Source organism: Streptomyces aurantiogriseus (assembly GCF_014649375.1).
Classification (GTDB): domain Bacteria; phylum Actinomycetota; class Actinomycetes; order Streptomycetales; family Streptomycetaceae; genus Streptomyces; species Streptomyces aurantiogriseus.
This window is the reverse complement of sequence record NZ_BMSX01000011.1, coordinates 205,798-224,317: the sequence shown is the minus strand read 5'-3', so window position 1 is coordinate 224,317 and position 18,520 is coordinate 205,798. Positions and strand designations below refer to the sequence as shown.

Here is an 18,520-nt window from a genome sequence, read left to right as displayed (position 1 = left end):
AGGCGTGCCGTCCCGCCGGGGCCGCGCTCGTCCCCCGGAGGGCGGCACCTCGCCGACGCGGGCGAGCGAAACCCACCCCCAGCACCGGCACCGGGCGCCCGCTCCCCCTACGCCGCGTGCCGCCCACCCCCACGCCGCCTGACACCCCACATACGCCAGGTCACCGGAACCATCAGTCCCCCGAGCATCCCCGCGGCCAGCACATAGGGCCACCACCCGAACCCCTCACTCGCGGCAGCGCTCGCGCTCCTCGTCTCCGCGGTCGCCGCCCCCGACGAGCCCTGACCGTGCACCGCCGCCGAAGGGCTCGCCGAAACCGCCGTCAGCACGACGTCGTTCCCGTCCCCGGCGCGGTAACTGATCCGGTAAACGGTGTCGGCGAGTTTCACCTCGCCGCCCTCCTTCAGCCCCTCGAAGGTGCCGGTGACGGCCGCGTGCCCGGTGTGGTCGAGGACTGTGATCTTCCGCGCCGGATCGACACCGGCGGCGGACAGGTCCAGGGACCCGGCCAGCCGCACCTTCCCGGCCACCTTCAACGGCGCGTCCCGCAGGACGAGTTCACCCTGGGCGTCCTGTGTGTAGTCACCGGTCACCGTCACCCCGCCCGCGACCACACCCTCGTTCGTGACGCTCCCCTTCACCGTGCCCTTGCCGCTGAGCGTGCTCGTCACCCGCAGCGCCGAACCGCCGGTGTCCAGCCGGGCCCCCGCCGACGTCAGCTTCACCGCGCGGCTGTTGGCGAGCGTCGCCCCGTCCTTCAGCGCGAGGGTCCCCTTCTTGACCGTCGTCGTGCCGGTGTACGTCACCGCCGATCCCGTCAGGGTCGTGGTCGCGGCCCCGGACTGGACGAGCGAGCCGCTCCCGCCGAGCTGCGACAGCGAGATCGGTTTCCTGGTGTTGCGCACGACGAGCGTCCCGTTGTTCACGATCCGCCGTCGCTCCGTCCCGGTGAGCAGCGAGCCGTCGCCGCCCGCCGCGCCCGACCCCAGCCGCAGCACGGCTCCCTTCTCCACGGTCGTCGACCCGTCGTAGTACTGCGCGGCCGCGAAGGTGACGTCGTTGCCCTTGGTGCCCGCGATGACGATGTCGCCGGCGCCGGGCGCGGACAGGGTGTCATGGAAGCGGCCGCCGCCGATGGGGGCGCCGAGCGTCACCGGCCCGTTGTAGTCGAAGGTGAGCTTCGAACGCTCCCGGGCCGCCAGCAGGTTGATGTACACGGTTTCGGCGGTGCCCGGCATGAAGATCTTGTCGGTGGTGCCGTCGCCCCACTGGACGTTCGCGCCCTTGATGTTGGTGCCGCGCTTGTTGACGTTCTTCCGCGCGGGCGTCCAGTTCAGGGCGGGGTCACTGAGCGAGGGGTCGGTGTCGCCGCCCTGGTCCGACCAGCTGTACTGCCCGGTCAGGACGACCTTGCTGCCCGGCCGCGACTGGACGTTGATGTCGCTGCCGTACTCACGCTGGTAGAAATCCATGCCCATGGTCACCGTCCGGCCCAGCGGGGTGTCCACGGTGAAGGTGCCCTGGTTGAGGATCTTGCGCACGCGTGGCAGCGAGGTCGCGTACTCCGGCCGGCCGGCGTTCACCTGCGTGCCGTTGTCGATCACCCCGGAGAAGGAGTGGGTGCCCGACAGGTCCCAGGTGCCCCAGAGGAAGCGCGGCTGGGTGATCAGCCCCGAGCCGCTGATCGTGCCCAGGTTGTAGGCGCTCTTCAACGAGAGCCGCAGGGTGCCCTCGACCCGGATGTTGTCCTGGTTGAGCCGGAACGCCGGGGTGTTGTACGGGAAGTGGCCGATCAGCCCGGTCGTCCCGCCGTTGCCGTACTGGAGGGTCGCGCCGCGCTCGACGGTGATCGCGGGCGGGTCGGGGTTGGTCACGGTCACGTACGGGTGGTTGCCGCCGAGCGTCCGCACGCTCTGCCGCTGCCGGGACCTGGGCAGCGTGAAGTCGCTGTCCCTGGTCAGGATCAGGGTCCCGCTGCCGCGCACGGTGAGTGTGCCCTCGCCGCGGAACACCCCGTCGTACGTCGTCGTACCGGACGGCACGGTGACCACCGTGTCGCCGCTGAGCGTCACGTCCCGGCCCGCGAGTACGTCCGCGGTGACGTCCCGGGCCCCGGCGGCGGCCGCCGGGGGAGCGATGACGGTGAGGGCGGCGACCGCGGCGAGGGCGCCGGCGGCCGCTGCTGTCTTGTGGGTATGGCTGCGCACGTCGTCGGAGACGGAGCGGGCGGCAGGCCGATAACAGAAAATCGCCGTCCGCCCGAAAACTCCGGAAAGGGCTTGTCCCCGGGTCTCGTCGCACCCGTTGACCTGCTCGTAACACGCCCTTACCTTTTCGGCGTTCGTCATTCCACATGCCGTTCGCAGACTCGAACGACCCTCCGGCGAGAGGCAGCCGCGTGCATCCCCATCCCCTCGTCCTGAACCGCGCCGATCCCCAGGTCCACCGCCACACCGACGGCTTCTACTACTTCACGGCGACCCACCCGGACTACGACCGCATCGTCCTGCGGCGCTCGCGCACCCTGAGCGGCCTCGCCACCGCCGCCGAGTCCGTCGTCTGGCGCGCCCACCCCACCGGCGACATGGGCGCCCACATCTGGGCGCCCGAACTCCACCGCGTCGACGACACCTGGTACCTCTACTTCGCCGCCGCGCCCGCCGAGGACGAGTGGGCGATCCGCGTCTGGGTTCTGGAGAACACCCACCCCGACCCCTTCCGGGGTACGTGGACGGAGAAGGGTCGCATCGAGACCGCCTGGGACACCTTCTCCCTGGACGCCACCACCTTCGTCCACCGCGGCACCCAGTACCTGGCCTGGGCCCAGCAGGACCCCTCCCGCGACGGCCACAACACCGCGATTCTCCTCTCCGCGATGGCGAACCCATGGACCCTGACAGGCCCTCAAGCCCTGCTCTCATCACCGGAGTACGACTGGGAGTGCGTCGGCCACAAGGTCAACGAGGGCCCGTACGTCCTCCAGCGCCACGACCGGGTCTTCCTCACCTACTCCGCGAGCGCCACCGACCACCACTACTGCCTGGGCCTGCTCACCGCCGACGCCGGCAGCGACCTCCTGGACCCCGCCGCCTGGACCAAGTCCCCGGTCCCGGTTTTCGCGACCAGCGAGGCCAACGGCGTGTACGGCCCCGGCCACAACTCGTTCACCGTCGCCGAGGACGGCGAGACCGACGTCCTGCTCTACCACGCCCGCCCGTACAAGGAGATCGACGGCGACCCCCTGAACGACCCCAACCGCCACACCCGGTTCCAGACCTTCGGCTGGAACCCGGACGGCACCCCCGAGTTCGGCGTCCCCGTCGCCGACACCGTGAAGGAGAGTGCGTGACATGAGACGTGCGTACGCGATCCTGCTCGCCCTCTGTCTGGCGCTGGCCGGCGCCCTCGCCACCGCGGGACCCGCCCAGGCCGCGCCCCAGACGATCACCAACGGCACCCAGTTCACCGACACTTCGGGCAGCCCCGTGCACGCCCACGGCGGCGGCGTCCTCAAGGTCGGGAACTACTACTACTGGTTCGGCGAGCACCGCAACGCCGACAACACCTTCCGGTACGTGGACGCCTACCGCTCCACCGACCTGAAGAACTGGGAGTTCCGCAACCATGTCCTGACCCAGTCGAGCGCCCCCGAGCTGGCCACCGCCAACATCGAGCGGCCGAAGGTCATGTACAACGCGGCCACCGGCAAGTTCGTCATGTGGATGCACAAGGAGAACGGCACCGACTACAGCGAGGCCCGCGCCGCCGTCGCCGTCTCCGACACCGTCGACGGCAACTACACCTGGCAGGGCAGCTTCCGCCCGCTCGGCCAGCACATGTCCCGCGACATCACCGTCTTCGTCGACACCGACGGCGCCGGCTACATGATCTCGGCCGCCCGTGAGAACTACGACCTGCACATCTACCGGCTCACCGCCGACTACACCGGTATCGCGAGCCTGGTCGCCGACCCCTGGCACGGCGGCCACCGCGAGGCCCCGGCGCTGTTCAAGCGGGGCAACGTCTACTTCATGCTGACCTCGGGCGCGACCGGCTGGAACCCCAACCAGCAGCAGTACGCCACGGCCACCAGCCTCGCCGGCCCGTGGACCGCGATGACGAACATCGGTGACGCGACCACCTACGGATCGCAGACCGCATACGTTCTACCGGTGCAGGGATCCTCGGGCACCTCGTACCTGTACATGGGCGACCGCTGGGGCAACTCCTTCGGCGGGACCGTCAACGACTCGCGGTACGTCTGGCTGCCGCTGACCTTCCCCACGTCGACCTCGATGACCATGTCCTGGTCGCCGGAAGTCACGGTCGACGCGGCCGCCGGCACGGTCAGCGGCACGAGCGCCACGTACAACACACTGATCGCGCGGCACAGCGGCAGGTGCGCCGACGTCACCAGCCAGTCCCTCTGGCAGGGCGCGCAGATCAAGCAGTACGACTGCAACGGCGGCAACAACCAGAAGTACTGGTTCAAGTCGGTCGGCAGCGGTTACTACCAGTTGGTCGTCCGCAACAGCTCCCTGTGCGTGCAGGAGAACGCGAGCACGGTCACCCAGGAGAACTGCAACTCCTCTGCGACCAGCCAGCAGTGGTCTCTCACCACCACCGGCTCCTACGTGAACATCAAGTCCCGCGCCACCGGCGAGTGCCTGGACGTGAACGGCGCGTCCACCGCCAACTCGGCCGCCGTCATCACGTACACGTGCAACGGCGGCACGAACCAGCAGTGGACGCGGGGGACATGACGTTCCGTCGACGCGAGGTCAGGTCAGCAGGTCGATCGCGTCGATCGCGGTCCCCGCGCTGAGGAAGCCGGTCGACCCCGACCCGCTCACCACGTTGATCCTCAGCACGTTGTACTGACTGGTGTCCGTGAGCCACGCGCTCGCCGGGATGCTGTACGTGAACGTGTGGTTGTTGCCCCGGTACGACCCGTTGGTCAGCGACCGCGTGTTCGGCTGGGTGGGCGGGGAGGGGATGGCCGACGTCCAGGTGTCGTTGACGACGACCTGCGGCCGGCCGTTGGCGTAGGCCGTCGTCACGCCGATGCGCAGGGTGTGCGCGGCGGCGGCCTGGGCCGCGGTCAGCCTGAAGTACACGAGGAGTCCGCTGTTGACGTCCTTCCAGAGGTAGCAGGGGAAGGCGGAGGTCTCGCTGCCGCTGCCGATGACGACGTTGCCGGTCCAGGCGGCGGCCCGGACGTCCGACGGGTGCGCGTACGTCATCAGGTCGGCGTTCTTGAAGCCGCTCGGTGTGCCGGTCCAGTCGTTGATCCGCCAGATCGCGCTTGCGTTGCTCGGGTCGTTCGAGGAGGGGATGGCGATCGTGTTGAGGGTGGTCGTCCCGCCTGCGGACGCGGTCACCTGCGTACTGTATACAGCCAACTCGCTCTTGTAGACGGTCAGCGTGTACGTCCCCGGCAGCACCCCGCCGATCGAGAAGTAGCCGTCCGAGGCACGCGCCGACCCCCAGTACTGCGCCGCCGAGTTGGCAAGCCCCACCGTGTACGGGTACGCCGTGTTCCGCCCGGTGATGCCGACCCCGGCCACCCGGCCGCGCCCGCTCGCGCCGACGTATCCCGAGATGCCGAGCGAGTCCGCCCACGAGGTGGTCAAAGTCCCCGGGAACAGCGACGAGGAGGGCGCGCCGCCGTCCGTGAAGGCGATGACGTACGGGCCCTGGAGACCGAAGCGCTGGGCCTCGGTCTGGTTCTGGCCGTAGTACAGGATCTCGTACAGGCCGCCGCCGTCCGCGCTCTGGTGCCGGAGGAGGGAGCGGTAGAACGGGCCGCCGGAGGCCTTCTCGTGGTTGCTGCGCACGATCCACAGGCCGGCGCTGCCGGTCGTCCAGCCGACGTAGTCGTAGTCCATCACCCGGAGCTTGGAGTAGTGCTTCGAGCGGGTCTGGCCGTCGGACTTCGCGAACACGTCCGAGGCCTCGATCGTGCTGGTCGTGTAGGTGTAGGAGTCGGGCTCGTCGTTGAGGAAGAGGCCCTTCTTCACGCGCACGATGTAGCGGGTGGCGGAGACGGACGTGTCGGCCTTGTTGGTCCACAGGTAGATGTTGTTCTCGCCGCTGCGGGCCGCGTAGTAGTGCCGCAGCGTGCCGTACGCGACGGAGATCAGGATCGTCGTGCCGGACTGCCTGATGCTCACCGTGGAGGTGCCGAGGCCGGACTCGATGTGCGAGTTCATGCCGCCGTAGCCCTGGTATTCGACGCCCCGGTAGACCAGTGAGGTGAGGTCGCCGTTGGTCTTGCTGACCTTGAAGACGAGGTTGGCGCCGGTGTCGACGACGTAGTTCGAGCCGTCGTCGGTGTAGCCGAACGCCGCGGCGGACGCGGGGGTGGCGAGCGGACCGGCGAGCGCGGCCGAACCGGCGGCTGCTGTGATGCCGACGGTTCCGAGCACGAAGGTACGGCGTCGGACCGGCCTGGGGCTGTCGGATCCGGACATGGGGGTGCCTCCTTCGGAGATGTGGGGGAGCGGGTGTGGTTGGCAGAGTGACAGTTGAATCGATTTCGCGAAAGGGCTTTCGCTTGCGGGGGGTTGGCAATCTTGCGAAATGGGCTCAGGCTCTAGAAAGCGCTTGCCCGAGGCGGTACGGTCCACCGCCAGGTCCTGTTGCCGCGATGGAGGAGCCGCACGTGAGACGTTTCACCCGAGCCGTGCCGGCGGCGCTGATCCTGGCCACCGCCCTGACGGCCACGCCCGCCGCCCAGGCCCACGACGGCCGCCGCCCGGCCCTCGGCATCGATCACTGCACCGCCACCGCCTGCCACTTCGACGTCCCGCCCGGCACGTACGACGTGAAGGTCCTCCTAGGCGGCGAGGCGGCGTCGAGCACCGCGATCAGCGGCGAGACCCGGCGCTCCCTGCTCCCCGAGACCGCCGTCCCGGCCGGCGAGCGCGTCGCCCGCAGCTTCACGGTGAACGTCCGCACCCCCGAGGGCGAACCGACCGGCGCCGAGGGAACTCCCGGCCTGGACCTGGCACTCGGCGGTTCGGCTCCCGCCCTCGCCGACATCCGCGTCACCCCGGCCCGGCATGCCCGCCAGATCTTCCTGGTCGGCGACTCCACGGTCTGCGACCAGCCCGGCGACCCGTACTCCGGCTGGGGCCAGCAGCTACCGCAGTACCTCCGCAAGGGCGTCTCCGTCGCCAACTACGCGGATTCCGGGGAGAGTACGGTCACGTATCTGGGGAACCCGCAGTTGTGGGCCACCGTCCAGCCGCAGATCCGCCGCGGCGACCTGGTGCTGATCCAGCTCGCCCACAACGACAAGACCACCGACGAGGCGACCTACCGGGCGAACCTGGAGACGCTGGTGGCGGGCGTGCGCGCGAAGGGCGGCGAGCCGGTCCTCGTCACCCCGATCGTGCGCCGCTGGTTCAACGCCGACGGCACGCTCAACAACGGCACGGCCCTGCTGGTCAACGGCCTCGGCGTCGACCACCCGGCGGTGATCCGCTCGGTCGCCGCCGACCGGGACGTCCCGCTGATCGACCTCACCGCCCGGACCAAGGCGCTGGTGGAGTCGCTGGGCGTCGAGGGCTCCAAGGCGCTGTACCTCTACAACGAGAAGCGGGACAACACCCACACCTCCGTGCACGGAGCCACGGTGTACGCGGGCCTGGTCCGCGACGAACTCGTCGCCCGGCATCTGGTGCCGCAGGGCACCGTCCGGGTGGGATGAGCCCCTGGGGGCGCCCCGACCGGAACCGGGACGCCCCCAGGCCCTGGCCCTCGACCGAAAGAACCCCCGATGCACCTGCCCCCGCCCGACCACACCCTCAGCCCCCGCACCGGCTACACCCGCGCCCACTGGGAGGCGGCCGCCGACGCCCTGCTCGCCGCCGTCGAGCCGTACGCCACCGAGGACCGCGCGCTCTACCACCTTCCCGGCGACCGCGAGAGCTGGTCCGGCCGCCTCTCCGACGGCCTGGAGGGCTACGCCCGCACCCTCCTCCTCGCCGCCTTCCGCCGCGACGAGACGGCCCTGCAGCGCTATGCCGACGGCCTCGAGGCCGGTGTCTTCGGGGTCTGGCCCCGCATCGAGGACCGCAGTCAGCCCCTCGTCGAGGCGGCGTCCATCGCCCTCGCGCTCCGGCTGACGCGGGAGGTGCTGTGGGACCGGCTGGACGAGGGCGTACGGCAACGGGCGGCGGCCTGGCTCGGGGACGCGCTGACCGCCGAACCCTGGCCCTGCAACTGGGAGTTGTTCCCGGTCACCGTCGGCGGGTTCCTCCAGTCGGTCGACCACGAGCCGGAGGCCGCCGGCAAGGCGATCGACCGCGGTCTGGAACGCATCGAGCAGTGGTATGCCGGTGACGGCTGGTACACGGACGGCGCCGGGCGGGCTTTCGACTACTACAACGGCTGGGCGATGCACCTGTATCCGGTGTTGCACGCCTGGTTCGCCGACGACAGTCGACTGTTGAATGTATACGGTAGCCGCCTGCAGGCCCACCTCTCTGACTACGCCCGTCTCTTCGGTGGCGACGGCGCCCCCCTGCACCAGGGCCGCTCCCTCACCTACCGCTTCGCGACGACGGCCCCCCTGTGGCTCGGCGCGCTGACGGGCCACACCCCGCTGCCGCCGGGGGAGACCCGTCGGCTGGCCTCGGGCGCGCTGAAGTACTTCCTGGAGCGAGGCGCGGTCGACTCGGGCGGTCTGCTGACCCTCGGCTGGCACGGACCGGACTCCACGGTTCTGCAAGGCTATTCGGGCCCCGCCTCCCCCTACTGGGCGAGCAAGGGTTTCCTCGGTCTGCTGCTCCCGCCGGAGCACGAGGTGTGGACGGCGCGGGAGCTGCCGGGGCCGGTGGAGCGCGCGGACGCGGTCACGCCGATCGCCGCCCCCAACTGGCTGCTCCAGTCGACGCGGACGGACGGTCTGGTCCGCCTCCACAACCACGGCAGCGAGGACGTCCGCTACGACCCGTACTACACGCGGCTCGCGTACTCGACGGTGACGGCGCCCTCGTCGTGGTACGACAACAGCGTGATCGTCGGGGACGATCCGAGCCGTACCGGTATCGAACCGCTGGGGGTGGGGGACGGCTGGGCGGCGTCGCGGCACACCGCGGGTGGAGGAGCGCGGGTGACCAGTGTCGTGCTGGTGCGCGGGGCGGCGGAGGTGCGGGCTCATCTGGTGTCGGGGGCGGAGCCGGGGACGCCGGTGCGGGTGACCGGGTGGGCGGCGGAAGGGGGCGTGCGTGCGGAGGTCGTACCCGTCTTCGGCCTGGGGGAGTCCCTCACGGGGGTGACCGGCGACGGGGACGGTCTCTTCGTCGCCCTCGCCCGGCTCACCGCCGAACCGGACCCCCTCCCGCTCGAGGACGTCGTGTCCGTGCGGGTGGAGGGGGCGGGCGAGATCCACGTCCGTTGGAGCGCAGGGCCCGAGGTGCGTCTCCGGGTGGTGGACGGAGCGGTCGTCTCCGGGGACCTCGTAAGGGTCAGCGGTGGGGGCGTCGGGGCAGACGAGTGACCGCGCCGAACGTCGTCAGTGCCGCCAGGATCCAGACGGCGTAGACACAGAAGGCGCCCCAGGGCGAGTCGGTGGCGGCGGGCAGCAGGGCGTACCCGAGCCGGTTGACGGCCCAGCCGACCGCCAGCGCGGCCAGGAAGGCAGGCCAGCGGAGCCGTACGCCCTGGGCGACGGTGCGCAGCAGCTCCAGTTCTGCGATGACCGTCATCATGATCGGGCCCTCCTCCCAGCCGAGGGCGGCGGCGACGGCTCCGAAGGCCAGGCCGAACAGCCAGGTCTCCAGGAGGGGCCGGGGCGGGGCGGGCCTGCGGGGCGTGCCCCTCGGGAGCCAGAAGAACCGCCGTACGTCCTGGACGAAAACGTGTTTCCCGCCGCCGGCCATGGCACCGCCCTCCCCCGTTGTGTGTGCCCGCACCTGTGAGACGCACCCACCGGGGGCGGTGGTTGTAGGGGCGGCAACGGGGGAGTCCGGCAGTCCGGCGGTGGTTGACGTTCGAGCCCGCTCAGGGCTTGAGGCGGGCGATCTTCAGGGTCGTCGTGGTCGGCGAGGCGCCGGTCAGCGGCTTCGCGTAGGTCGGTGTGACGGGGGCGTACGCCCAGGTCAGAGTGCCGTCCTTGAGGACCGCGAGGTCGCCGGTGATCCGGGTGTTCACGACCTTGTCCGCGCTCTGGAACTTGCCGTTCCAGTCGATGAGACGGAGGTGGGTGCCCGTGAAGGTGCCGGTGCAGGTGCCGCTCGCGCACTTGGCGTTCTTCAGGGACTCCCAGGAGACGAGGAGACGGTCCTTGCCGTAAGGGGCGATGTGGACGTTGACGTTCTCGATGCCGGGCGTGCTGGTGAGGTAAATCGCCTTGCCGGGGCCGGAGTTGCGGTTCTTCATGAAGGCGACCGCCACCTGGTGGGCGGTGGACTTGGGCTTCACGGTCCAGCCGCGGCCGCTCGAGTCCTCCGGGTTCTTCTTCGCGGAGACGGCGCCGCGGGAGGCGAAGGCGGTGGCGTAGCGGCCGGTGGCGGACTTCACCAGGTCGCCGGTGCGGCCGGGGAAGGTGCCGCCGCAGTAGCCCGCCCAGCACTGCTCGCGCTGCACGACGGGAGCGGTGTCCGGGGCGCCGATCCCGGTGGAGACGAACAGGCCCGAACGCCAGTCGTCGAAGCAGAGGGAGGTGAAGGCGCCCGTCTTCTCCGGGTACAGGGCTATGCCCTCGTTGTGGCTGCACCCCCAGGTCCAACCGCCGCTCAGCTTGGCGCCCTTGGCGCTGACGTAGGTCAGCTTGTCGCCGTAGTGGCCGTCGGCGAAGCCACCCGCGCCGTGCACGACGAAGTACGCGCCGTACTTCGCGCCGTTCCAGGTGAGCTGGCCGTCGAGCAGCGGGGCCGTGTCGTGGGAGGCGGTGCCGGTGAGCTTGGTGCGGAAGGTCTGCTTGCCGTTCGTGTACCGGACGATCGCGGCCGCCGTCTCCTTCCACTTGTTCGTGTCGGCGACCCGGGTGAGGAGGGCGAAGCCGTCGTTGTGCGCGACCAGGCCGCCGACCTCCTTCGCGCCCTTGACGACCGTGTCGGCGCCCGAGCGCTTCCCGGCGGCCGTCAGCGGGGTGACGTGGATGCCGTCCGCGGCGGGCCAGGCCACCCGGAGCGTGCCGTTGGGGGCGACCGCGGTCGTCGTCCGCGTCCACTCACGGGTGTTGTTGTAACCGGCCGACAGATAGGGGAACTTGGCCGCGAGAGTGACGGTGGTGCTCGTGGGCGTCAGGTTCGGGGCGGTGGTCGCCGCCCCGGCGGTGGCGTACCACGCGCCGACGGCCACCACGGCGGCTGCGAGGGCCCCGATCACGGGCTTGCGGGCCGCGCGGACACGGCGGTGGCGCGTTGTGCGTCGTGCAGATGTCATGGCCGGCAGTCGCCGCAGGGGTGGGAAAGGTTGCCGTACGGAGGGAATCGGCCAGATTCCTGAGCGAGGGTTTACGCCATACCGGCGTGAGCGGGCTTTGTTCGTTGCCGGGCGTGAGCGGGGTGCACAAGAATCCCCCGCATGACTTCCAAGATCCGCCATGTGACGATCGACAGCTCCGACGCCTACGCCCTCGCGAGCTTCTGGTCCGAGGTTCTCGGCCAGCCCGTCCACGAGGACGACAAGCCGGGTGACGAGGAGGCGCTCATCGAGGGCGCGGGCCTGCTCTTCGTCACCGTCCCGGAGGGGAAAACGGTCAAGAACCGCATCCACTTCGACCTCCAGCCGCAGGAGCGCACCCGCGAGGAGGAGGTCGAGCGCCTGCTCGCCCTCGGCGCGACCCTGGTCGACGACCGCCGCAACCCTGACGGCACGGGTTGGGCGGTGCTCGCGGACCCGGAGGGGAACGAGTTCTGCGTGGAGCGGAGTGCGGGGGAGCGGGGCCAGTAGGAGGCGGGGCCAGTAGGGGATAGGAGACGGGGCCAGTAGGGGAAGGGAAGGCGCTCGGTGTGCGGGCGTGAGGCGAGGGAGGGCCCCTCGCACGCGGGCTACGGCTCGCGGGGCCAGTGGGTGAGGGCCGTGTGCAGGGCGTCGATGGCCTTCTCCCACGAGCGCTGTACGTCCCGGGACGCCCCGAAGCTGCCGCCGGCCTCCAGGGCGCAGTAACCGTGGAAGGTGCTGCGCAGCAGGCGGACGGCGTCGGTGAGGTCGGGTTCGTCGAGGCCGTAGGCGCGGAGCATGCCGTAGGTGATCTCGGCGGTGCGACGGAAGGCGGGGGCCTCGGCGACCAGGCCCTGGTCGACGGGGATCTGGGTGGCGGCGTACCGTCCCGGATGCCGCAGCGCGTACTCCCGGTAGGCCCCGGCGAACCCGGCGAGCGCCTCCTTGCCGGCCCGCCCGGCGACGGCCACGGCGATCCGGTCGATCATCTCGCCGCCGGCCAGCAGGGCGACGCGGGTCCGCAGGTCCTGCAGGTTCTTGACGTGCGAGTACAGGCTCGCGTCCTTGACCCCGAAGCGGCGGGCCAGTGCGGAGAGGGTGACGTTCTCGAACCCGACCTCGTCGGCGAGATCGGCGGCGGCCGCGACGAGGCGGTCGGGGGTGAGGCCGGCTCGGGGCATGGGGGGCCTTGGGGGTAGGGGGCGGACCTTGGTGGGTTAGGGGGGATCCTAAGGGGTGTTCCGATGCTGTGGCTTGCGGTGGGCCGGCGCGGTTCGGCCGGTGGGGCAGGTAAGGGCTGACGTGCGCACGACGCTCGAGATCCGAGCCCGTACGGGGCGTTCGCGCCCTACAGTTCGGACACGACCCGAGTTCAGAAGGAAGGCAAGAACCACGGTGGCTGAAAGATCGCCCGAAGAGCCTGAGAACGGCTCGTCGATATCCGACGAGGAGTTGCAGGCGTTCCTCCAGGACAGCGAACGCAAGGCAGCGGCCGCGCCGAAGGAGCCCTCCGCTCGCGCCCGTATGGTCACCGAGCGGCTGCGGCAGCAGGACGCCCGGGGTGAGGCGCCCGCGCCGTGGCGGGGCGTGTCGGAGGGGCGGGCCGGGCGGCGTCGGAAGGTGTGGCCGGCTCTGGGGGTGCTGCTGGCGCTCGGTGTGGTCGCCGTGTCGCTGAAGCCGTCGTTGCTGCCCGGTGACCCCCTCGGCTCGGGGGAGCCGGAGGTCGCCGCGGGGTCCCCCCTGCCCGCCGAGACCGCGGCCCCTACCGGCGCGCCCGCCGAGGCCCCCGATCAGACCCCCACCCTCGACAGGCCGTTCGCCGGTTCGCCGGCGCTGCGCTGGGCCGACGGGGAGGCCGGTATCGTCCTGCCGGCCGCGAAGGCCGTCGGGGCGGCTCCGAAGGAACGGGTCGAGCAGGCACTGCAGTTGACGAAGAAGCTGCTGGTCGGGGCCAACCTGGACCCCAAGGCGCTGCGCGGCGAACGTCCTGCGGCCGCGCTGTCGGTGTTCGACCCCAAGCAGCCGGACCTCCTCGACGACCTGAACGCCTCCCTGCGTTCCCCGGACAAGGACCACGACCCCCTGCTGCTGTTCAGCCGCTTCGACCCCGACGAGGTCCGGCTCGTCGGAGACGTGGTCAAGACGCGCGGGCGGATGACCTTCAAGAAGGGCGAGTACGCCGGCGTCGCCGTGCACGCCGACTACACCTTCGTCTACCCGGTCGTGCGCACCGACGGCTCGACCGAGGTCACCCGCACGATCGTGCGCCGCGTGATCGACGTCGAGCTCTCCGACCCCGCGCACTACGACGTCACCTCCGGCCGGCTGGTCCTCGTCAAGTACGACCAGGAGATCGGCAACTCGGCGTGTGACACCTACGACGGCTTCCTGCACCCGGAGTTCACGTCGACCGAGTCGGAGGGGCCCGAGCCCACCGGCCCGACCGTGGACCCGTACGACCGCAGTCAGGGCCTCGATGAGAACCGCTCCAAGAACTGCGGGACGGTGTCCCGCGTCTGAGCGGGGAGGAGTGGGGAGTGGACCTCCGCCCGGACGGCGGCCGCATGGCCGTCCTGGCGGAGGTTCCGCCCGCTGACCGGGCTCAGCCGATCGGGGCGTACACGACGCCCAGCTTGTCGATCTCGTCGCCCGAACGGCCGGTGAAGCCCACGATCTGCCAGCCGGCCGGAGCCGTGAAGGTCCTCGTGTCCGAGGTGGGCGTGCCGGCCGACAGGGTGCGGGACTTGTCCGTGGTGAAGGCGGCCGAGAAGATCCTTGTGCGGCCGTCCTTCTGGCCCTGCGTCAGCTTCACGGATGTGAGGTGCTCGCCCGTCCCCAGCGTCAGGGACGTCGCCGTGCCGCCCGTCCCGCCGTGGGTCAGCGTCGTGCCGCCCTCGTGCGTCAGGGACAGCGCGTCCAGGCGGGAGCCGCCGCGCAGGGTCAGGGTGCGGGGCGAGGGCGTCGACGGCAGATCGTCCGCGTCGTTGAACGCCGTGCCGTGCGGGCCGCCGAAGAAGTCACTGGCCTTCAGGGCCGAGTCGAGGGTGTACGAGAAGTCGACCGTGTGCGGGAAGTGGTCGGACAGGTTGGCGCCCGCGGAGTCCAGGAAGGACGCCCACTCGTTGTGGTAGCGGGTGGCCGTCAGGGACAGCAGCTTGCTGCCCCGGTAGAAGATCTTGTCCACCACCTCGCAGCCGTTCGGCGGAGCCGACGTCGGGCAGAGCAGGGCGTCCGCGCCCTGGGCCGGCGGTGTGCCGCCCTTCACCAGCTTCACCCACGCGTCCGTCAGGCCGTTCTCGGTGACGAGGGTGCGGATGTTGTCGCCGGTGCGGGTGTAGCGCGTGTTGGTGTCGCCCATGACGATCACCGCGTTGCCGGAGGAGTTCGCCTGGATGAAGTCCGACAACTGGTCGATGTTGGCGCGGCGGGCGGCCAGCGCGTCATCCGTCGCGTCGGCGTTGGTGTGGACGTTGTAGAGGTCGACGAAGACGCCCTCGGCGAGGCGCACCCGGGCCAGCGAAAAGCCCTTCGGCGTCAGGCAGTTGGTGCCCGTGCAGTTCTTCCACTTCACCCGTTCGAAGTCCTCGAAGGGGAAGTCGGAGAGCGTGTTGAGGCCGTCGCCGAACGGCACTCCGCCACTGGTCGCCGTCCGGTGGGGATGGTTGTCGCCCGCGTACAGCGCCGCGTGGTAGTTGAAGTCCTCCTGGACGTTCACGATGTCGTACGCCGCCAGACGCGGGGAGATCAGCGGGGTGTTCTTCTCCGGACTGCCCGAGCTCAGGCCCTCCGGGAGGCCCGCCACGTTGTACGTCAGGACGTTGAACGTGCCGGTGGTGGCGGCTGCGGCGGGCGTCGCGCCGGTGCCGGCGAGGCCGGTGAGGGCCAGCGCGGCGGCCGCGAGGGTGCCGAGGAGTCTTCTCATGGTGGGGGTGTCTCCGGTCGGACGGAACGGGTGGGGAACACGAACGCGGACAGGGAACATGAACGCTGCTCACGTTCGCTGTCCAACAGTGTGACCGGCAAGGGCAGTTGAGGAAACAGTGAGAGACGAGGTGAACCGGCCGTGCCCGGGTCGGCCGCTGATCACCCCTGCGTCGATCAAAGTTCATGTTTCGCCTCGATCCTCCACACGCGGCGCACTCGCGCCGCAGAAGGCAGCCGCGGAAGGCAGCGGCAACCGGGAGGGCACCATGGGACACGGTCACGCGCACGGGCATCACCATCACCATCACGGAGCTGACCACGAGCACGGGCACGACCATGGGCACGAGCAGCCCGCCGCCCTGCCCGCCGCCTTCGACACCTCCGTGCCCGACGAGGCCCTCAGCCCCGAGCAGCGGTCGCGCCGCTCCCTGCTCCGCCGCGCCGGCCTCCTCGGCGCCGGTCTGACCGCCGCGAGCGTTCTCGGCCAGGCCGCGGCCTCCCCCGCGTACGCCACCACCGGCAGCCGCCGCGGCAAGGGCTTCCTCTGGCTCGCCGGTGACCACCACATCCACACCCAGTACAGCAGCGACGGCAAGTACCGCGTCGTCGACCAGGTCCGCCAGGGCGCCAAGCACGGCATGGACTGGCTGGTCATCACCGACCACGGCAGCACCACACACGCCAAGATCGGCGTCGACAAGGTCAACCCGGACATCAAGGAGGCCCGCTCCGCCTACGAGGACACCCTCGTCTTCCAGGGCCTGGAGTGGAACATCCCGGGCGCCGAGCACGGCACCGTCTTCGTCCACCCGGGCAAGAACGAGGTCTCCGTCCTCAAGCAGTTCGAAACCGATTACGACGGCAGCGTCAAGGGAGCCTCCGACTCCACGCCCGCCAACGAGGCCCTCGCCGTCGCCGGCCTCAACTTCCTCGCGGAGCAGGTGCAGCGGCGCAAGGTCAAGGACGCGCTGATGCTCGCCAACCACCCCGCGCGGCGTGGTGTCGACTCCCCGCACGAGATACGCGCCTGGCGCGACGCCACCCCCGCGAGCCACCGGATCGCCGTGGGATTCGAGGGCGCCCCCGGGCACCAGGCCGCCGGCCTCCCGGCCCCGCTCGGCATGGCCCGCGCCCGCGGCATCTACGACAACAACCCCAGCGCCAACTCCTTCCCCGGCTACCCGCTGGAGAGCTACCGCACCTGGGGCGGCTTCGACTGGATGACCGCCACCGTCGGCGGCCTGTGGGACAGCCTCCTCGCCGAGGGCAAGCCCTGGTGGATCACCGCCAACTCCGACTCCCACCAGGTCTACGGCGACACCGCCGTGCGCGGGCCGGGCGGCGACTTCAGCGCCAACGGCAGGTACGAGGACCCGGTCTACGGCGGGAAGATCGACATCACCCAGGGCGACTACTGGCCCGGGCAGTACAGCCGTACCCACGTCGGCGCCGACGGCTTCACCTACGCCGCCGTCATGGACGGTATCCGCGCCGGCCGCATCTGGGTCGACCACGGCCAGCTCCTCAGCGGCCTCGACGTCCGTGTCTCCGGCGGCAGCCGCTGGGCCACGCTCGGCGGCGCCCTGCACGTCAAGAAGGGCACGGCCGTGACGCTGACGGTCGACATCGCTCTCGCCGATGGCCCCAACTGGGCCGGTTTCGTGCCCAAGCTGGCCCGCGTCGACGTCATCCGGGGCGATGTCACCGGCCCGGTCGCCGACAAGGACACCTTCACCGCTCCCACCGCCAAGGTCGTCCGCTCGTACGAGGTGAACAAGTCCACCGGCACGGTCCGGCTCACCTACGAACTCGGGCGTGTGGACCGGCCGACGTACGTCCGCCTGCGCGGCAGCGACGGCAACCGTTCCGCCGTCGGCGCGATGGGCGCCGCCGTCGACCCGGCGGGCCCGGCCATCGACGTCGTCGGTGACGCCGACCCGTGGCTCGACCTGTGGTTCTACTCCAACCCGGTGTGGGTCCTGCCGTCGTGATGTCGTACGTCCTCACGGTGGACGCCGGTCTGCGCGACCTGCGCGCGGCCGATCACCTGCTCCGCACCTTCGCAGCCGAACTCTCCCTCCCCGAGGGCATGTTCGGCTGCACGCACCTGGTGCGGGGCGATCGGCCGCGGGTCGTCGTCTCCCTCGCGACGCGGTCGGAGGGGGAGCCGGCCGGTGTGCGCGAGTGGTTCGTGGCGAAGGGGTACGAGGTGGCCGACGGGGCCCCGGACGTCGTCGGCCGCGCGGTCCTCTACCCCGGAGCCGACGCACTCCGCGGCACAGTGACGGTCGCGGAGATGCTGTCCGTCTCCGCGATCGACCGGGTGACCGTGCTGGGCGCGGTGGGCCCACCCGACCCGGGGGCAAGGCTGGTGACGCGGGATCATGTGCGACCGCAGTGGCAGGACCGGGAACTCGTCCTCACCGCCATGCCCGCCGCCGGCGGCACCCTCGTCCCCTTCGAAGTGCCCGATCCGACGCCCTGCTGCGCCGACCACTGAGGACCGCTGAGGACCGCTGAGGACCACCGAGGTCACCGTCGCTTGCGGCGGGCCCTGCGCGGGCGGTGCAGGGCGTCCAACTCGCCCACCGCCGCCCGCACATGGGCCGGATCCCCCGGCCCACGGCCGCCCGCGCACCACCACACCGGGCGGCCGTCCTCCTGGCGCGTGTGCATCCCGATGCGGTGCTCCGCGCAGACCGGCCAGACCTGCCACAGGCACTCCATGACCGTGTCCTGCGCGGCCTCGGCGACGGCCGCGAGCGCGCTGGTGAGGGTGGCCTCCGAGCCGTGCCAGAGGTCTGAGCCGTGCCAGCGGCCGTCGGGCAGGGCGACGTACACGTGCTCACGTTCGGACTCGTCCAGGTCGTCCCAGGGCGGCAGCGCCAACAGACGCAGGGGGCCGTGGTCCGGCAGGAGGGCGGCGAGGTCGCGGTTGACCAGGGCCAGGGCCTCGTCCCAGACCGGGTACTCGCCGGCCTGGACCTCGCGGGGCCGCGGCAGGTCGAAGGGGTCGTACATGCACGACATCGTGCACCACCGGCCGCCCGGCGCGCTGCCGGGGGCGGTGGCCGCACCCGCCGTCTCCCGGTGGATCGGCGTGGGCCCGGGCATCGCCGTGGGCGCGGTGCTCTTCCCGGCACGGTGCTGTGGCTGCTGACGTCGCCGCTCATCGCCGTCCGGACCCTGGAGCGGGCGG

16 protein-coding genes are annotated in these 18,520 nt (G+C 70.9%); 9 read left to right on the top strand and 7 right to left on the bottom strand.

The features are described 5' to 3' along the window. Positions 1 to 107: 107 nt before the first annotated feature. Positions 108 to 2,207: an autotransporter-associated beta strand repeat-containing protein gene (locus tag IE263_RS23785; protein WP_189939758.1), complete on the bottom strand. Its 2,100-nt coding sequence runs from the start codon at positions 2,205 to 2,207 to the stop codon at positions 108 to 110. Between the two features lie 146 nt (positions 2,208 to 2,353). Between IE263_RS23785 and IE263_RS23780 the strand changes: the two genes are divergently transcribed. Both IE263_RS23780 and IE263_RS23775 read left to right on the top strand, forming a co-directional pair. Further along, a complete protein-coding gene (locus IE263_RS23780) occupies positions 2,354 to 3,349 on the top strand; it encodes a glycoside hydrolase family 43 protein (RefSeq protein WP_189939757.1) in 996 nt (331 codons plus the stop codon). A 1-nt stretch (position 3,350) separates the two neighbouring features. Next, the gene (locus IE263_RS23775) at positions 3,351 to 4,763 is read left to right on the top strand and encodes an RICIN domain-containing protein (protein WP_189939756.1); all 1,413 of its coding nucleotides are present in this window, start codon (positions 3,351 to 3,353) and stop codon (positions 4,761 to 4,763) included. A gap of 18 nt (positions 4,764 to 4,781) precedes the next feature. Here IE263_RS23775 and IE263_RS23770 read toward each other — a convergent pair whose 3' ends face one another. Next, positions 4,782 to 6,473: a rhamnogalacturonan lyase B N-terminal domain-containing protein gene (locus tag IE263_RS23770; protein ID WP_189939755.1), complete on the bottom strand. Its 1,692-nt coding sequence runs from the start codon at positions 6,471 to 6,473 to the stop codon at positions 4,782 to 4,784. A 191-nt stretch (positions 6,474 to 6,664) separates the two neighbouring features. Between IE263_RS23770 and IE263_RS23765 the strand changes: the two genes are divergently transcribed. Both IE263_RS23765 and IE263_RS23760 read left to right on the top strand, forming a co-directional pair. Next, positions 6,665 to 7,714 carry a rhamnogalacturonan acetylesterase gene (locus IE263_RS23765; RefSeq protein ID WP_189939754.1) on the top strand — a complete coding sequence of 350 codons (1,050 nt, stop codon included), beginning with the start codon at positions 6,665 to 6,667 and terminating at the stop codon, positions 7,712 to 7,714. Between the two features lie 69 nt (positions 7,715 to 7,783). Continuing rightward, positions 7,784 to 9,508, top strand: a complete 1,725-nt coding sequence (locus IE263_RS23760; RefSeq protein WP_189939753.1) for a DUF2264 domain-containing protein — start codon at positions 7,784 to 7,786, stop codon at positions 9,506 to 9,508. On the opposite strand, the gene IE263_RS23755 is transcribed toward IE263_RS23760, so the two are convergent. Further along, complete coding sequence (locus tag IE263_RS23755; RefSeq protein WP_189939752.1) at positions 9,477 to 9,890, bottom strand: hypothetical protein; 414 nt, start codon at positions 9,888 to 9,890, stop codon at positions 9,477 to 9,479. The two genes, IE263_RS23760 and IE263_RS23755, sit on opposite strands and share 32 nt — an antisense overlap. Positions 9,891 to 10,011: 121 nt before the next feature. After that, positions 10,012 to 11,397: a hypothetical protein gene (locus tag IE263_RS23750; protein ID WP_189939751.1), complete on the bottom strand. Its 1,386-nt coding sequence runs from the start codon at positions 11,395 to 11,397 to the stop codon at positions 10,012 to 10,014. Between the two features lie 141 nt (positions 11,398 to 11,538). Between IE263_RS23750 and IE263_RS23745 the strand changes: the two genes are divergently transcribed. After that, positions 11,539 to 11,907, top strand: coding sequence for a VOC family protein (locus tag IE263_RS23745; RefSeq protein WP_189939750.1), 369 nt, complete (start codon positions 11,539 to 11,541; stop codon positions 11,905 to 11,907). 98 nt (positions 11,908 to 12,005) lie between these two features. Here the strand turns inward: IE263_RS23745 and IE263_RS23740 are convergent, their stop codons facing one another. Beyond that, positions 12,006 to 12,578, bottom strand: a complete 573-nt coding sequence (locus tag IE263_RS23740; protein WP_189939749.1) for a TetR-like C-terminal domain-containing protein — start codon at positions 12,576 to 12,578, stop codon at positions 12,006 to 12,008. Between the two features lie 214 nt (positions 12,579 to 12,792). Between IE263_RS23740 and IE263_RS23735 the strand changes: the two genes are divergently transcribed. After that, on the top strand, positions 12,793 to 13,917 hold the full coding sequence (locus tag IE263_RS23735; protein WP_189939748.1) for a serine/threonine-protein kinase: 1,125 nt from the start codon (positions 12,793 to 12,795) through the stop codon (positions 13,915 to 13,917). Positions 13,918 to 13,999: 82 nt separating this feature from the next. Here the strand turns inward: IE263_RS23735 and IE263_RS23730 are convergent, their stop codons facing one another. Beyond that, positions 14,000 to 15,319: a jacalin-like lectin gene (locus tag IE263_RS23730; protein ID WP_189939747.1), complete on the bottom strand. Its 1,320-nt coding sequence runs from the start codon at positions 15,317 to 15,319 to the stop codon at positions 14,000 to 14,002. A 268-nt stretch (positions 15,320 to 15,587) separates the two neighbouring features. Between IE263_RS23730 and IE263_RS23725 the strand changes: the two genes are divergently transcribed. Beyond that, positions 15,588 to 17,312, top strand: coding sequence for a PHP domain-containing protein (locus IE263_RS23725; RefSeq protein WP_189939746.1), 1,725 nt, complete (start codon positions 15,588 to 15,590; stop codon positions 17,310 to 17,312). After that, positions 17,312 to 17,821 (top strand): hypothetical protein, encoded by a 510-nt coding sequence (locus IE263_RS23720; RefSeq protein ID WP_189939863.1) that lies wholly within the window; start codon positions 17,312 to 17,314, stop codon positions 17,819 to 17,821. The genes IE263_RS23725 and IE263_RS23720 overlap by 1 nt, the downstream gene beginning before the upstream one ends. A 32-nt stretch (positions 17,822 to 17,853) precedes the next feature. Here IE263_RS23720 and IE263_RS23715 read toward each other — a convergent pair whose 3' ends face one another. Next, positions 17,854 to 18,342 (bottom strand): hypothetical protein, encoded by a 489-nt coding sequence (locus IE263_RS23715; RefSeq protein ID WP_189939745.1) that lies wholly within the window; start codon positions 18,340 to 18,342, stop codon positions 17,854 to 17,856. Between IE263_RS23715 and IE263_RS23710 the strand changes: the two genes are divergently transcribed. Continuing rightward, positions 18,341 to 18,481, top strand: coding sequence for a hypothetical protein (locus tag IE263_RS23710; protein ID WP_189939744.1), 141 nt, complete (start codon positions 18,341 to 18,343; stop codon positions 18,479 to 18,481). The genes IE263_RS23715 and IE263_RS23710 overlap by 2 nt on opposite strands. Positions 18,482 to 18,520 lie beyond the last annotated feature (39 nt).